Origin of the sequence: Mycetocola miduiensis (assembly GCF_900115155.1) — a bacterium.
GTDB classification, from domain to species: Bacteria; Actinomycetota; Actinomycetes; order Actinomycetales; family Microbacteriaceae; genus Mycetocola_A; species Mycetocola_A miduiensis.
The window spans coordinates 12,607-25,003 of the sequence record NZ_FOVM01000004.1; the positions used below are offsets into that span (position 1 = coordinate 12,607).

19 protein-coding genes are annotated in these 12,397 nt (G+C 64.2%); 4 read left to right on the forward strand and 15 right to left on the reverse strand.

Going from position 1 to position 12,397, the window contains the following annotated elements; all coding sequences use genetic code 11:
• Positions 1–133: 133 nt before the first annotated feature.
• The 4 genes from BM197_RS07580 to BM197_RS07595 all read right to left on the reverse strand — a co-directional run bounded on the left by BM197_RS07580 (position 134) and on the right by BM197_RS07595 (position 2,415).
• Positions 134–706 (reverse strand): hypothetical protein, encoded by a 573-nt coding sequence (locus tag BM197_RS07580; protein ID WP_090710283.1) that lies wholly within the window; start codon positions 704–706, stop codon positions 134–136.
• Between the two features lie 72 nt (positions 707–778).
• Complete coding sequence (locus BM197_RS07585; protein ID WP_090710284.1) at positions 779–1,528, reverse strand: IPT/TIG domain-containing protein; 750 nt, start codon at positions 1,526–1,528, stop codon at positions 779–781.
• Positions 1,529–1,594: 66 nt separating this feature from the next.
• Positions 1,595–2,032, reverse strand: a complete 438-nt coding sequence (locus BM197_RS07590) for a hypothetical protein (RefSeq protein ID WP_090710286.1) — start codon at positions 2,030–2,032, stop codon at positions 1,595–1,597.
• A gap of 2 nt (positions 2,033–2,034) precedes the next feature.
• A complete protein-coding gene (locus tag BM197_RS07595; protein ID WP_090710288.1) occupies positions 2,035–2,415 on the reverse strand; it encodes a hypothetical protein in 381 nt (126 codons plus the stop codon).
• A 32-nt stretch (positions 2,416–2,447) separates the two neighbouring features.
• Between BM197_RS07595 and BM197_RS07600 the strand changes: the two genes are divergently transcribed.
• Positions 2,448–2,684 (forward strand): helix-turn-helix domain-containing protein, encoded by a 237-nt coding sequence (locus BM197_RS07600; protein ID WP_090710289.1) that lies wholly within the window; start codon positions 2,448–2,450, stop codon positions 2,682–2,684.
• Here BM197_RS07600 and BM197_RS07605 read toward each other — a convergent pair.
• The 7 genes from BM197_RS07605 to BM197_RS07630 form a co-directional block, all read right to left on the reverse strand.
• Positions 2,681–3,028, reverse strand: coding sequence for a hypothetical protein (locus tag BM197_RS07605; protein WP_090710291.1), 348 nt, complete (start codon positions 3,026–3,028; stop codon positions 2,681–2,683). The two genes, BM197_RS07600 and BM197_RS07605, sit on opposite strands and share 4 nt — an antisense overlap.
• Complete coding sequence (locus BM197_RS07610; RefSeq protein WP_090710293.1) at positions 3,028–3,435, reverse strand: hypothetical protein; 408 nt, start codon at positions 3,433–3,435, stop codon at positions 3,028–3,030. Before BM197_RS07610 ends, BM197_RS07605 begins: the two co-directional genes overlap by 1 nt.
• 1 nt (position 3,436) lies before the next feature.
• The gene (locus BM197_RS16265) at positions 3,437–3,604 is read right to left on the reverse strand and encodes a hypothetical protein (RefSeq protein ID WP_177216768.1); all 168 of its coding nucleotides are present in this window, start codon (positions 3,602–3,604) and stop codon (positions 3,437–3,439) included.
• 2 nt (positions 3,605–3,606) lie between these two features.
• The gene (locus BM197_RS07615; protein WP_090710294.1) at positions 3,607–3,975 is read right to left on the reverse strand and encodes an SAP domain-containing protein; all 369 of its coding nucleotides are present in this window, start codon (positions 3,973–3,975) and stop codon (positions 3,607–3,609) included.
• Positions 3,976–4,137: 162 nt separating this feature from the next.
• Positions 4,138–4,548, reverse strand: coding sequence for a hypothetical protein (locus BM197_RS07620; protein WP_090710296.1), 411 nt, complete (start codon positions 4,546–4,548; stop codon positions 4,138–4,140).
• 10 nt (positions 4,549–4,558) lie between these two features.
• Positions 4,559–5,566, reverse strand: coding sequence for a major capsid protein (locus tag BM197_RS07625; RefSeq protein ID WP_090710298.1), 1,008 nt, complete (start codon positions 5,564–5,566; stop codon positions 4,559–4,561).
• A 17-nt stretch (positions 5,567–5,583) separates the two neighbouring features.
• Entirely contained in the window at positions 5,584–6,219 is a 636-nt protein-coding gene (locus BM197_RS07630; RefSeq protein ID WP_143095035.1) for a hypothetical protein, read from the reverse strand.
• A 91-nt stretch (positions 6,220–6,310) separates the two neighbouring features.
• Here BM197_RS07630 and BM197_RS07635 point away from each other — a divergent pair, with 91 nt between their 5' ends.
• Positions 6,311–6,916: a hypothetical protein gene (locus BM197_RS07635; RefSeq protein WP_218151849.1), complete on the forward strand. Its 606-nt coding sequence runs from the start codon at positions 6,311–6,313 to the stop codon at positions 6,914–6,916.
• Between the two features lies 1 nt (position 6,917).
• Here the strand turns inward: BM197_RS07635 and BM197_RS07640 are convergent, their stop codons facing one another.
• On the reverse strand, positions 6,918–8,120 hold the full coding sequence (locus tag BM197_RS07640; RefSeq protein WP_090710303.1) for a phage minor capsid protein: 1,203 nt from the start codon (positions 8,118–8,120) through the stop codon (positions 6,918–6,920).
• Between the two features lie 34 nt (positions 8,121–8,154).
• Here BM197_RS07640 and BM197_RS07645 point away from each other — a divergent pair, with 34 nt between their 5' ends.
• Entirely contained in the window at positions 8,155–8,619 is a 465-nt protein-coding gene (locus BM197_RS07645; RefSeq protein WP_090710304.1) for a hypothetical protein, read from the forward strand.
• Here the strand turns inward: BM197_RS07645 and BM197_RS07650 are convergent.
• The gene (locus BM197_RS07650; protein WP_090710306.1) at positions 8,609–10,138 is read right to left on the reverse strand and encodes a phage portal protein; all 1,530 of its coding nucleotides are present in this window, start codon (positions 10,136–10,138) and stop codon (positions 8,609–8,611) included. The genes BM197_RS07645 and BM197_RS07650 overlap by 11 nt on opposite strands.
• A gap of 48 nt (positions 10,139–10,186) precedes the next feature.
• On the opposite strand from BM197_RS07650, the gene BM197_RS07655 reads away from it, so the two are divergent.
• Positions 10,187–10,591, forward strand: coding sequence for a hypothetical protein (locus tag BM197_RS07655; protein WP_090710308.1), 405 nt, complete (start codon positions 10,187–10,189; stop codon positions 10,589–10,591).
• Here the strand turns inward: BM197_RS07655 and BM197_RS07660 are convergent.
• Positions 10,588–11,904 carry a PBSX family phage terminase large subunit gene (locus tag BM197_RS07660; RefSeq protein WP_090710309.1) on the reverse strand — a complete coding sequence of 439 codons (1,317 nt, stop codon included), beginning with the start codon at positions 11,902–11,904 and terminating at the stop codon, positions 10,588–10,590. The two genes, BM197_RS07655 and BM197_RS07660, sit on opposite strands and share 4 nt — an antisense overlap.
• Positions 11,894–12,394, reverse strand: coding sequence for a hypothetical protein (locus tag BM197_RS07665; protein WP_090710312.1), 501 nt, complete (start codon positions 12,392–12,394; stop codon positions 11,894–11,896). Before BM197_RS07665 ends, BM197_RS07660 begins: the two co-directional genes overlap by 11 nt.
• Between the last annotated feature and the right edge of the window lie 3 nt (positions 12,395–12,397).

Consider the following 12,397-nt stretch of genomic DNA (forward strand, 5'->3'; position numbering starts at 1 on the left):
GCGGAACGCGTGAAGTGCCACGGGCGTGTGTCGAGAGCCCGATCAAGGTCGGGAATCAGTTGGTTTTGTGCCAGGTCAAGCTCGACTTCGCCGAACAGCTGCGGGAGGGCGAGCAGCCAGAACTCGCGGGTCGTTATCCCGCGCTCGGCTTCGGCTTTGCCGGCTGCCTGTCTTGCGGCTGCTTCCCGGGCTTCGCGCCACCCTGCGGGGTAGACGTACTCGGGGAACTGGCCTGTAGCTGGATCAGGTTTTCCAATGCCGAACTGGGCGATGTCCTCGAGGGTGAGAGACCCAAACGAGCTACCAACGCCCAGAGTGCTTTTACCCCACCAGCGACGCCTTCACCTGCCTCGACGAATGCCGTGACTCCGTCGATGCCGAGGACGGTCTGCCAGAAGAACGCCGGGAGGAGCACCGATTCCGCTTCGCCGAGCCTCAGCTCCTCGCTGATGCGGTTGTAGACGTGCCGCTCGCTCTCGGGCAGAGGAATGTAGAAACCGGTCTCAGGATCGAACTGGGCACCGTCGACGCACATCATGAGCGCGTCGGTGATCTCCTCGTCCGGGGCGGCACCGACAGCACCGTTCAGGTATGAGTCGGTGACTTGCACGCCGACCTTGCCGGGCAGCGGTTTGATGATGAATGGTTCGGGGATGTTCTCGACGGTCAGGTGCAGATCGCGCCCAACCTGTGTTGCTGTGATCACTGAAAGCCTGTCTCTCGTGTGAATGGGTGAGGCCGCGACAGAGCCTGTCTGTCGCGGCCTCAGGGGTGGGTGCTACGCCGCGTTGTACGGCAGCGCGAGCGACGCGCCAGCTGCGTTCGTCACGATGATCGGCGCCGAACCGGCGACGGCGGCGGGGATCTGAATGACTGCCGCGTAGTTGTCGACGATGCGGAGCTCGGTGACGGGCTCGCCGCCGATGGTCGCGGACACTGCCGAGGCGAGGCCATAACCGCGGACGACGATCAGGTCACCGACGCTCTGGCCGGCCGGGGTTGCCGACTCCAGGATCGGGATACCCGTTCCGGCGATCGGCGAGACGATCCGGTCGACCACGCCATCGTTGGTGAGAGTGAACGTCCAGCCGCCCTTGTCAGCGAACCCGGTGTTCAGGTCGGAGACGGCGATCGAGAACTTTCCCTCGAAAGCCGGGAGGTCCTCGTCGAGCGCGTCGAACCACTGGAACTCGCGCTTGTTGTCCTCACCCTCCGAGTAGGCGGCCTTGATGAGGTCGACGAGCCATGCCTGCGCGGCGACGATCTTCTTCGTCACCGGATCGCGGACGCCTTCGACGGAGAACGACGGGGCGAAGTTGTAACCGATGACGTCCTTCGACTGGCGTCCCTTCGTGCCGTACACCTCGCGGTTGATCTCGATGGGGGTCGGGTTCCCGGCGAGGTTGTTGATGTCGCCGGTGGTGTTGACCCATGCGCCGTTGAGCTTGACGCGGAGGATCTTCTGGTGCGCGAGAGCCAGCGAACCGGCGCTCGGGGTGGTGGTGTTGTAGAGGCTGTGGTCGGCCATTGTGGTACTCCTAATCGATTGATGCCCAGGTGGGCCGGGTGCCCCGGTTGGGGTGTCTGTTGGCGGTTACGCGCCGCGTCGGCGCCCGCGGAAGTAGAACGTCTGGATGCTCGCCGTGCGGCCGTTTGAGTCGGCGCTGTAGTCGAGTCGGGAGAACTCCCACGCCCAGCTGATGTGCATGCCGGGCGGCACGCCTTCCTTGTGATCGAGCGCGTCGAAGATGAACCCGGCGAGGTTGCCGGCGGCGATCCTGTTGCCCTTCACGCGGGACAGGATGTCGATCGGGAACACGAGGTTCGAGCGGCCCTCAGGGATCGGTCGGCGTGACGTGAGCACGATGCAGTTGTCCAGCGTCGTCGGCAGGTCCGGCCCGTTCGTGAAGATGCCCCGCTCGGTGGCGGTGTAGGGAATCGTCCCCGCCTTGTACACACCCACCTGCTGGTCGTGGAGATACTGGGCGAGAGCCCGTTTCAGTTCGACCTCTTGGGATACCGGGTCAGCCATGGTCAACCTTTCGCGATGATCGCGCCGAGCACGTCTTTGTTCTCCATCGCCGGTTCCTCGACGTAGTGCGACTGGCGGCCGTTCTGGAAGTTCGACCCGCCGGAGTAGCGGCGGCCGAGGGAGTCGACCAGTGCCTGGTCGGCATGCCAACGGGCGGCGTACGCGGTGTCGTAGACGACGCCTGCGCCCTCGGTGGCATCGGTGGCGAGTTCGACCTGCCCGGAGGCGACGAGCGTCCCGTCGTCGTCCATGGGTGCCCGTGTGGAGGACAGCGCGAGGAGGCGTTCGGCGGCGCGGTTCTCTCCGTTGACGATGTGCACCATCGCCTCGTTGTAGATCTGCGGGAAGTTGGACACCAGGTCGACCTGCACGCGAACGCCCATGGTGGTCCCCGCTTTCTGGCTAGCATTCAGCTATGGATGCTCAGACGCTCGTTCAGATCTCACAGCTTCGACGGATGTGTAAATCTGGTGAGGCTCGCGCGATCCGTGAAGCAGCCGAGTTGACTCGCGATGAGGTCGCATCAGTTCTCGGTGTCGATGAGTCACTGGTCGAGATGTGGGAGAAGGGAAGCGCAACGCCTCAGCCCGACGTCGCGCTTCCGTACGGCGAGCTGCTCGGATCGCTGAAAGCTGCGATGGCAGCCTCTTAGGCCAGGTACAGCTCCACGTGATTCGGGGTGCGCGCGTTGTAGTCGAACCATGCGGAGTCGATGACCTCTGCGGTTCGTTCCCGCGGGGTGCCCTTGAACACCGTGACCCGAGAGCGGGGCTGCACGTCGTCAGTCGGCAGGAGCACGACGAACATCGTCGAGGTGATCTCCTGGCCGCTTGTCGATGAGGTGCTGCGGCGGTCGACGACGAGGCGTGACTTCTGCTCGACGTACGCCGGCCGTTCCGTGTCCGGGTCGGACCACAGCTCGCCCTCGCCGCCCTCACCGAGCAGGCGAACGATGTCGACCCGGTGCGGGAGGTGCTTCTCTTTGAGGCGGGCCATTAGTAGCTCACCAGTGGGGTGAGCAGGCCAGCGTTGCGGAGGATGTTGATCGCCTTCGCACCGAATCGGCGCTCTTGCGCGTCGCCGTCGGATTCGCGGGAGCTGGTGGTGCCGAGCGACACGGAACCGATCTTGATCGCACCCTCGTGCGCGCCAGCGCCGGTCGGGGCGCCCGTTTCCTCCCAGTACTCGACGATCGCGCACGTCGCCTCGGTGAACGCGTCGGACAGGTCAGCATCCGTGGCGTACCCGTCGTCGTCGGTCACATACCCGGCGAGGCGGGTGAGGGACTCGACCTCGATGGATGCCGACCGGAGCCGCTTCTGGAGCTTCGCGTCGTCGCCGTCGAACGCATCCTCGGCGAGGCGGGCGTAATCGGTGGGGGTGGCGAATGTGCGCTGAGCCATGTCAGTCCTTGTCTCTCGATCGTTCGAGTGCCTCGGCGAGGATGCGTGCATTGCGGTCGGCACGCTCTGCGTCGAAGGCGATCGGGATGTAGCACTCGGTCCCTGTTTCGGGCTCCGCCCACGCGCGACCACCATCGTGGAGAATGCCGCCGTCGGCGAACTCGGCCATGGTTAGTCCTCAGCGACGGGCAGGGTGGCGAGCGATTCCCCGTCTCCGATGACCGTGCCGTCGGGCAGCTCGGCGGTGGCGAACTTCTCGGTGTTGAGTTCGCGGTGCTGGGCGAGGCGCTCGATCAGTTCCGGCTTCCGCCATGACGTCTTCACGTCGTACCCGAGACCTTCGAGTTCGGCGCGCAGCTCGGCGACGGTGCGCTCGTCGAGACCAACCGTTTCGTCGATGCCGTACCCGTGCTGCACGAGCGCCTGGCGCAGGATGTCGTTGTCACCGAGATCCACCTCGGCGAACCCGTCGATAAACTCGATACCGGCGAGACCCTTCGACCGGCCGGGGGCGAACGTGGGGTGAGTGATGCGAGCCATGACGGCCTCCTTCGTGTTCGTTTCGTACCCTGCGGGGAATCGAACCCCGCCTCGTCTCTCGCACGGAGCCGCGGGCTGTGCGAGTTCTGCAGCGCCACTCTGCTTTGGGGCTTGGGTGCGGGCCCGGTGATGGTGGAAGACACCACCGGACCCGCAGGGGTACTACTTGACGTTGTCGGGCAGATCAGCCTGCAGCTTCGTCGATTCGTCGTTCAGGTCACCCTGAATCGCGACGATCGCCGTGCCGTCAGGCTCGGTCACGCCCTTGTACGGCGTGCCTCCGGGCTTGATCGCGTTCCAGACCTCGTCCTTCGACTTGGCCTTCCCGAGGTCGATCTGCCGCTCGGTCGCATACGCGGTGAGCTGCTTGATCGTCCACTTGTCGGACGGATCTCCGAGCGGGTAGTCGCGCTCGACCTCGTCGAGCACCTCACCCGCCACGGTGTAGCCCTGACGTTCGAAGTACGCGATCGCGCCCTCGTTGTCAGTGCTCGCCTTGCCGTCGGTGAACTGGACCCCAACGACGGTGCCGTTGAAGTCCTTCACCGGGGATTCGATGGTGTGCTTAGCCATGCTGAGCCTCCTAGTTCTGCACGCGGATGTTCCGGAGAACAGCCGCGGCCTTGGTTGCCTTGAGAGCGACGGCGACGGGGCCCATCTCGACCTCGCCCTTCTTCACAGCGCCAGCCGTGGAGAAGTCAGGGAGCCAGGTCTGCACGATCTGGCCGCCGATGGTGGACACGCCGTGGAAGCCGTCGAGGCCAACCCGGTAGGCGTACAGGTCGGTGAGACCCGTGGTGGACACCGAGGCGACGGTGCGGGTGACGATCGGGATGATCGGGTTGTTGGTGCCGGGCTTGTTGCCCGGGTCCATGAACACGATGTTCCCGTACGTCTCGCGCACGATCGGGCGACCGTTCGAGTCGAGCAGGTCGTCGATCGGGTTCTTCGTGTACATCCCCGCACGGCGGGCTGCAGCGCGAACTCGGGCGAGCGCGCGAGCGTTGCCGAGGATCACGGTGGGTGCACCGTCGAGGTAGGACAGGAAGTCGTCGATCGCGTCGAGCGCCTTGTGCTCGGCCCGGTTGTCCGTGTCGAAGTCGGTCCAGTCGGTGACTGCGCCGACGCCGATCTCCGTGGACGAACCGGTGAGGGCCTTGTCGAGGCCGTCGAACCCGTTCGCGTCGACGGCGGTGTCACCGTTGATCACGGCGTCCTGGAACTTCGTGACCGTGCTTTTCACGGTCTGCGACAGGTTCAGGGCGACGTTCCCCGACGCGGCGGGGCCGATCTTCGCGAGAACGCGGTCGACCTCGAACGAACCACCGAGGGGGTGCAGCTCAACGCTGACCTTGACAGTGGTGACGTGCTCGGGCGTGTACTCCGTGTTGTACGCACGGAAAGCAGCGGAGCGCTGCGTGGCGAATCGACGGTACCCGTAGTCGAGGGTTGCGCCTCCACCGGCCGGGTTCACGACGTCGTCGAAGATCAGGGTGTCGAGGACAGCCGTCTCTTTCCGGAACTCGTCGATCACTGCGACATCGAGATCCTCGGCCGCGTTGGCTTTGGACTCTTGAAGAGTTACTGGCATTTCATCTCCTTAGGGAGCTAGGCGCTCGGGGTGAGGCGCGCTTTCACGGCGCCTTCGAGCGTTGGTTTTGATGTGGGTGTGCCGCCCTGGTGTCCGCCGCCACTCCTTGGTGGCAGTACCGGGCCGGCCTTGAACGCCGAGTTCCTCTCGAGCGCGTCTGTGATCGCCTTTTCGACGGCGGCCTGATCGTTCAGGTCGACGGTGGCGAAAGTCTTGGTGAAGCTGCTGGAGTCGAGCAGTGCGCCAGCGTTCGCGCCGAGCGTGGGGGCGACAAGGAGGAGCTTGTTCTCCCGTTTGACCTGGTCACGTTCGGCGGCGGCCGCGTCCCGTTCCTGCTGGGTGGTCTGGTGTTCGCCCTGCAGCTTTTCGAGCGCTTCACGGCGTTCCTTGGCTTCCTGTCGCAGTTCGCGCACGTGGTCGTCGGGGTCGCCGCGGTGATTCACCGGAGTCGGAGGTGTCGGAGCGGGCGGTGTGGGTGCCGGAGGCGCGGGAGGTGCCGGGGGAGCCGGCGCCGGGGGTGCAGGCGGAGCGGGCGGTGTGTTTCCGCCTTCTCCGTTGTCGTACCGGATGCCGCGGAGGTCGTGAAGGGTGCGGCCGATGACGGCCATCCCGTCGCGGTCGCGGATGACGGGTGGTGCTGTGCGCTTGGACACGTGAGCCTCCTGCTCATTGGTTCTCCACGCCCTGCGCGTAGAAAGAGTGGGGCTTGCCGCCGCCGTGACAGGGAGGACGACGGCAAGGGGAATGTGGGCGATGGTGGATGGCGCGCTGCAACTCTTCTGTGGTGGCCGCCCGCATACCGGTTGCGTTCTGCCGATCCATACCGAGAGAATGCGAGGGAGTCTCACCTTGTGGAAGGAGTGTGGTCCCGCCATGCATACCGCGGCAGCAGAAACGGCTTCTGCCGCATGGATTCCTGTCGCAGCCGCCGTGATCGCCGCCATCGCTGCGATTTTCGCGCAACTCGTCACTCGACTCGGTGAGCCTCGACGACTTCGTATGCTGAAGCTCTTGAATGAACTGATCACCGGGTATGAGCCGAAAGATGACGGCGAGAAGGAACTGGTCGCGGCGCGGCGAGCTCTGGCACACCGCGCGGCGGCAGCGTTGCTTAGTCCGCCATATTGGATACGTGCGCTTGGTCTGTCTCAGTGGGTGATCTTCTTCTTGGCCTCGTGGTTCCTTGGCGCAGCCCTAGCGGCGCTCGATAGCGAACCATTCCCTTCGTCGTGGGCGATCGCGGCGTTCACGACGGGCGGCGTGTGGGTGCTTGTGTGGGTCGCCCGTTCCTACGCCGAGGAAAAATGGCAGGAGCGTCAGACCCGAAGCACGCTCGCGGCGGGGCAGTGACCTAGTTCCCGGCGAAGTGCAGTTGCTCGCGTGCACTGTTGCGCTTCCGACCAGTGGCGGCCAGGTGGTCGCGTAGCTCCTGCTGCTTGCCCTTCACCTTGTTCAGCTCGCGGCGCCGAGTGACCGGATCACCTGCTACGTCGGCCTTACGTTTCGCTGACCGGATCTGCACCTCAAGGTCACGCTGGCGCTCGCGCGCTTTGTCGGCTTCCTCGGAGTACTCGAACCCTGCCTGAGGGATCGACAGCCCCGGGAGGTACGCGGTTGCCCTGTGGGAGCAGTTCGGGTGCCACAGCCCGGCCGAGCGCGCCTCGTCAGTGGTTCCGACGATGGTGACCGGGATCGTTTCGTTCAACGTCGCATGTGGGAGAAGGATCGTGCCCGTGCTGCCATCCGTGGAGAGGATCTTCCCCACCCACGGTGCGCACTTCGCACACGAGGCGAGTCCGCCCTGAATGGTGACGAGGTTGATGCCTGACTGCTGCATCCGCCACACACCGGCGTCGTTGAACGCTCGAGCGACTGACGTGCGGCCGGCCATCTCGGCGTACGTGCCGATGCGCCAGCGCCGGTCTGCCTTGTCAACGAACCCGGTGATGCCGTCCGCGAGGAAGTTCTGCACCGCCTGGCGTTGAGCGAGCATCTTCGTGGACGTGCCGAGGAGCACATTCGGCGAGGTGAGCGACACGATGTGCTGGTACGCGTCCTGTGGGAACCGTGTGATGCGCTGGTTCAACGCTTCCAGCCTCGACTGCAGCGACAGCGTCACCTGAGCGACCGCCTGTGAGGCTGTGCCGTTCAACGTCGTCGTAGCGGGCAGCCTGCGCGCCAGCGAGAGGCGTGCAGCAGCTTCCGCTTCCCCCTGCTCGGCGGCGACCCGGATGAGTTCCTCAGCGAGGTTCTCATCACGGAGTCGACCGACGACCTGGATGGCGAGTGCCTGCAGTTCACGGATGCTCTTGGCCCGTTCGCCGGCGAGTTTCGCGAGTTCCCGGTTCCGTTGGATCGCGTACGCGTACCCCTGAACCCGGTCTTCGGCGGCATCCGCGAGGCGTGCTTGCAACTCGATGTCCCGGTATGCGCGCTGGGCGATCTCACGGATGAGTTCGTCCTCGGCGTTCATGTACCGGCCCGCGAGAACCCGACCGAGGTCGTCGATCAGGTCAGGCGTGCTGATGTCCGGGTCGGGGACGTAGAGCGCCACTTTTCCCCCATTCGGTAGTCACTACGATGAGCACATGTCTGCATTCGATGTGCTTGTCTTCGTGATTGGAGCTGCCAGCCTCATCCTCGCTGCGCTGGGGTTCCCGCCGGTGTGGGCTCGTGTCTCCGCGTGGAGTAGTAACAATCGCGCGAAGTGGGTGCGCAAACTCCCGGACGCCCCCTCCACCTTTCGGGTGCTTCTTCGTGATGGGGCGCGCTCCATCACGCTCGTGAACCGGTCCACGCATTCGGTGTACGCCCTGACCTACGACGTGCCGGGGGCAATGCAGCAGGATGTTCTTGCCGAGAAGCTGCGACCGAAGCAATCTGTAGACGTCCCATTGAAAGACAGCCACGTTCGTGTCAACTGGCGCGTGACATCGCGGGCGGCAACAAACGGTTTGTTTGGAACGAGACCGCTGTATCAGCGGACCATGGGAATCACGATCGCTGGCGACTCGATCAGCTTCGACCCCGGGTCGGACTGGATCAGCCAGTAAATGTCGTCGGGTCCGGGGCAGCTTCCCCCTGCTCCTTCTGCACCCGTTCGATCTCCGCCAGGATCTCCGGCTCGGTGAGGTTCTCGCCTTCGAGGCGGTACCGCACGCGAGCCTCCGTCGAGATGGAGCGTGCCGCGTCGAGCATCTGCAGCGTGCGAGCGCGCTTCTCCGGGTCCTCCTGAGACACCTCGGGGAACTCGACCGTGATCGGCTTGTCGTGCCTACCGCCACCCTTGCCGGGGAACAGCAGCCCGTCGAGCTCGAGCGCGACAGATGCCTGCTCGCCGATGGCCTGCTTGTCGAACAGCGCCTTCTTGTCACGAGTCCGCTCAGAGCCCTGCGACCGGTCGTCGATCTCCGTGGCGGTGATCGCACCGTTCGCGCCGTAGTCGCCCCACGCGGATGGAGAGTAGCCGGCCTTGCGGAGGATTTCACGGTAGATGGCGTACGCGGTGCGTTCGTGCTGCTCAACACGGATGTCGAACTGGATCTTGTCGAATGAGACCTTCCCGATCTCGCCGGGAGCGTTCAGCTCGACAAAGAACTCCTGCCCTGTGTCGAACGACGCACCAGTGCCAGGGCCGCCCGCCGTCGCAGCACCCTGAGGGACCAGCACCTTGCCGGCGCCCTGCTTCAGGTCACGCATCCACGAGGACCAGGTCTCGTCGAGCGCGTCGAACAGCGGGTGCAGCTGGGCGAAGTCGGAGCGGCCCGCGGCAGCGAGTTCGCCCTTCTTCCGCCACGCCATTGTCGGCATGTTCTTGTTGTACGACACTGTGAGACGGTCGAGGCCGGTGAGGATGCGTGAATCAGCGTCAACGATCAGTGCGATGTGTTCCGTTTCCGGACGATCCTGCAGTGGTACACGGCGGCCGATCTTGTCAGCGGTGCCCTCGTACAGGGCGTGCTCGATCATGCCGCGCTCGTGCCGTTCGAGGTGCCGGAAGTACCGGTTTCCGTCGACGTACTCGGTCCACATCGTGGCTGCGAGGAGACGTTTCTTCCGGAACTCCGGGATCACGACATCGACACCGTACGACTCCAGCCACACGTGATCGGCGACGTCCTGGTCCCACTCGGAAGCGATGACGGTCGCGCCAAGAGCAGCCTTCAGTTCGCCCATCTCGTTGAACGTGGCGTGTGCCCCGTCGCTGTTCGCGATGAGGTCGAGCCGGGCCTGCTGCAGTGCGGTGAGGCCTTCGATGCGAACCTCGGGCGGTTCGGAGAACATCAGGTCCGACGAGAGCGTGGCAAGGTCAGCCGGTGCGGGGATGTGCAGCCGGGTGCGGTTCTGCCCTGCGGGGACCGGGCGGCCCCAGAAGAACCGGGACACCGCACCGACGACGCCACCGTTCCGCTGCCCACGCACCTCGACGGGGCGTGTTGCACCGTTCCGCTGGTACACCTTCGTCAGCTTGTCGACGTCGCCGAGGTACCACGCTTCGTTCTCCGCGTATGTGGCGTAAGCGGCAGCCCATGCGGGTGGTGGCCATGCTGAATTCGGCTCGGGAAGCGCCATCGTGCACCTCCAAGTAGATAGGTTCAATTGACTGTATGAAAGGCACGAATGAACTTCTGGTTGACGGCGGCGCAGTACGCAGCCGCGTTGCTACCAATAGCCGCATCGCTGTATGCGGGACTGACACTGCTGGTTCGCAGTCATCAGCTCCGACGCGAGCGAAGAGTGAGGACCCATATCAAGGAATTCGTGATGACTCGCGACTACTCGTTCGCTGGAGGATACCTGGAGGTGCAGAAGTACGAACGGGAACTGGATCTCAAGCTCCAACGGGCCTACGGACTGCCTGAGCCCACGAAAACGCGCATCCTGGATTTCAACGTGCAGAACGAGATGTCTGAGCACCCAATGGCGAACTACCAAGTCGTGAATCAGTACATCCTGTTGGGCGCGGCGCTGGTTTTACTGTCGTTATGGCCATTCGCTCAAGCGGCCGCGGTCGTCGCCAACTAAGCAGCAGCCACGTGAGTCTGGACGTACGGTGACCAGATGTTCTTCGTGGAGTGGGTGATGTACCGGCTGCCGTCGAGGTAGTGGTCGTCTTCCTTGACCACTTCGTCTTCGCCCTTGGCGGATGCCTTCTCGTTCCAGCGGTATTCCGTCACTTCGGACTGGAATCCTTCGCACCGGTCGGTGACGATCAGCTGGTCACGGTCGAGCAGGTTGCCGATGGTGGCGATGCCGGCGAGCACACTGTTGTCTGCCGCCCAGGGGGACAGTGACTGACCGCGGAGGTCGTTGTGGAGTTGCTGCCGGAACGATGCGGCCGCGGGGTCGAGCATGATGAACCGTGGCTGCAACGCTGTCGGATACGGTGTGTGCTCCTGCGGTAGCCATGCCCGGAACCGCTTGGACAGTTCCGCGTCTGTGAGGCGGACGTTGGATGCCTTGGAGTCGTAACCCCATTCGTCCATCAGCACGAGCCGCGCCTTCGGGTTGCCCCGCGGGTCGTACTCGTCAGTGATGCCGAGCATGAGCGCAGTGGTGGCGTTCGTGGTTCCGTAGTCCATGCCGATACCGACAATGTCCTGCAGGCGCGGCATGCTGTCGAACGGGATCACGTGGCGTTTGTCGTCCCACATTGGGTACACGGCGCCGGCGGCGTTCGTCCACTCACCCTTGATCATCCGGTCGTAGAACACACCGGAGAAGGACGCTTCCATGTCCGCGATGTACTCGGCCGGCAGGTTCGGGTTGTCCTTCATCGTGAAGTGGAACGACACGAGGTTCTTGGTCGCGCCGGGAACGATCCACTTCTTCCGAATCCAGTGGTTACGGGATGCCGGGTTCATGGTCGCGAGAAGACGCGCGCCCTCGACTCGGAGTCGGGAGATCAGCATGTTCCAGAACTCTTCCGGCATCAGCGCAGCCTCGTCGACGTACGCGAGCGCGACAGTCGAACCCTGGATGCGGCCAACGGCTTCTTTGTTGTGTGCGCCGATGACCATGACCTCGCGGCCGAGAATGCGCGCCGACGCGGCGCCCGGAGTGTAGACGATCTGCGACGAGATCACCGATCCGAAGATCGACGTGTTCTGGAACAGCACGAAGATGTTTTGGTACACCGTCGTCATCGTTCGCCCCGCGATCACGATGATGCCGGTCCGCGGGGCGGCTCGCACCGCGAGCAGAAACGCCCACAGGCTGATCACCGTCTTGCCCGACGACACAGCCCCGTACCAAAGCGCGAGCTTGAACTGCAGCGCATCGACCAGGGACAGCATCTGCGCCCGCGACACGAGCCGCTCGAGCGCGTCAAGCCTCATTGGTTGTGGTCTCTTCCCGGTACCGATCAGCCGCGGCAGCGAAGCCCTCCGCGATGGTGTCGAGCACGCCGACAGCCTGCTCAAGACCGTTGTCGGACTTCTCGACGATCCGAGTCAGCTTGTCGAACGCAATCCCCGCCGTCACGACGATGGAGCGCTTCACCTCAACAGGTGCAGTGTCCAGCAGGTGCTCGTTGTAGTCGTTCTCCTTACCGCCGAAGTTGTAGACCAGGTACGGGTCGTCAACCTCGTCGAGCATCTTCTCTGCGACGGCGGCCATCTTCTCAGCGAGTGTGATGCGTGCAGCAGCGAGGTCGACGGTGTGAGCCTTCACGGCTGCCTCAGTAGCGGAGCGGTCGAACTCGATGCCCTCGCCCCTCGCCCAGCGAGTAATCGTCGCAGGATCAAGGTCCAGACGGCGGGCGATCTCGTTGCGGCTCAGACCGGCGTCGAACAAAGCTCGGGCCTCAGTGCGCGTTTGCTCGTTCATTGG

Excerpts from the sequence above, each read along its gene's own strand:
- BM197_RS07585 (WP_090710284.1), bottom strand. The coding sequence starts at position 1,528 with ATGGCCGACCACAGCCTCTACAACACCACCACCCCGAGCGCCGGTTCG.
- BM197_RS07590 (WP_090710286.1), bottom strand. The coding sequence starts at position 2,032 with ATGGCTGACCCGGTATCCCAAGAGGTCGAACTGAAACGGGCTCTCGCC.
- BM197_RS07595 (WP_090710288.1), bottom strand. The coding sequence starts at position 2,415 with ATGGGCGTTCGCGTGCAGGTCGACCTGGTGTCCAACTTCCCGCAGATC.
- BM197_RS07600 (WP_090710289.1), top strand. The coding sequence starts at position 2,448 with ATGGATGCTCAGACGCTCGTTCAGATCTCACAGCTTCGACGGATGTGT.
- BM197_RS07605 (WP_090710291.1), bottom strand. The coding sequence starts at position 3,028 with ATGGCCCGCCTCAAAGAGAAGCACCTCCCGCACCGGGTCGACATCGTT.
- BM197_RS07610 (WP_090710293.1), bottom strand. The coding sequence starts at position 3,435 with ATGGCTCAGCGCACATTCGCCACCCCCACCGATTACGCCCGCCTCGCC.
- BM197_RS16265 (WP_177216768.1), bottom strand. The coding sequence starts at position 3,604 with ATGGCCGAGTTCGCCGACGGCGGCATTCTCCACGATGGTGGTCGCGCG.
- BM197_RS07615 (WP_090710294.1), bottom strand. The coding sequence starts at position 3,975 with ATGGCTCGCATCACTCACCCCACGTTCGCCCCCGGCCGGTCGAAGGGT.
- BM197_RS07620 (WP_090710296.1), bottom strand. The coding sequence starts at position 4,548 with ATGGCTAAGCACACCATCGAATCCCCGGTGAAGGACTTCAACGGCACC.
- BM197_RS07625 (WP_090710298.1), bottom strand. The coding sequence starts at position 5,566 with ATGCCAGTAACTCTTCAAGAGTCCAAAGCCAACGCGGCCGAGGATCTC.
- BM197_RS07635 (WP_218151849.1), top strand. The coding sequence starts at position 6,311 with ATGTGGGCGATGGTGGATGGCGCGCTGCAACTCTTCTGTGGTGGCCGC.
- BM197_RS07645 (WP_090710304.1), top strand. The coding sequence starts at position 8,155 with ATGTCTGCATTCGATGTGCTTGTCTTCGTGATTGGAGCTGCCAGCCTC.
- BM197_RS07650 (WP_090710306.1), bottom strand. The coding sequence starts at position 10,138 with ATGGCGCTTCCCGAGCCGAATTCAGCATGGCCACCACCCGCATGGGCT.
- BM197_RS07655 (WP_090710308.1), top strand. The coding sequence starts at position 10,187 with ATGAACTTCTGGTTGACGGCGGCGCAGTACGCAGCCGCGTTGCTACCA.
- BM197_RS07660 (WP_090710309.1), bottom strand. The coding sequence starts at position 11,904 with ATGAGGCTTGACGCGCTCGAGCGGCTCGTGTCGCGGGCGCAGATGCTG.
- BM197_RS07665 (WP_090710312.1), bottom strand. The coding sequence starts at position 12,394 with ATGAACGAGCAAACGCGCACTGAGGCCCGAGCTTTGTTCGACGCCGGT.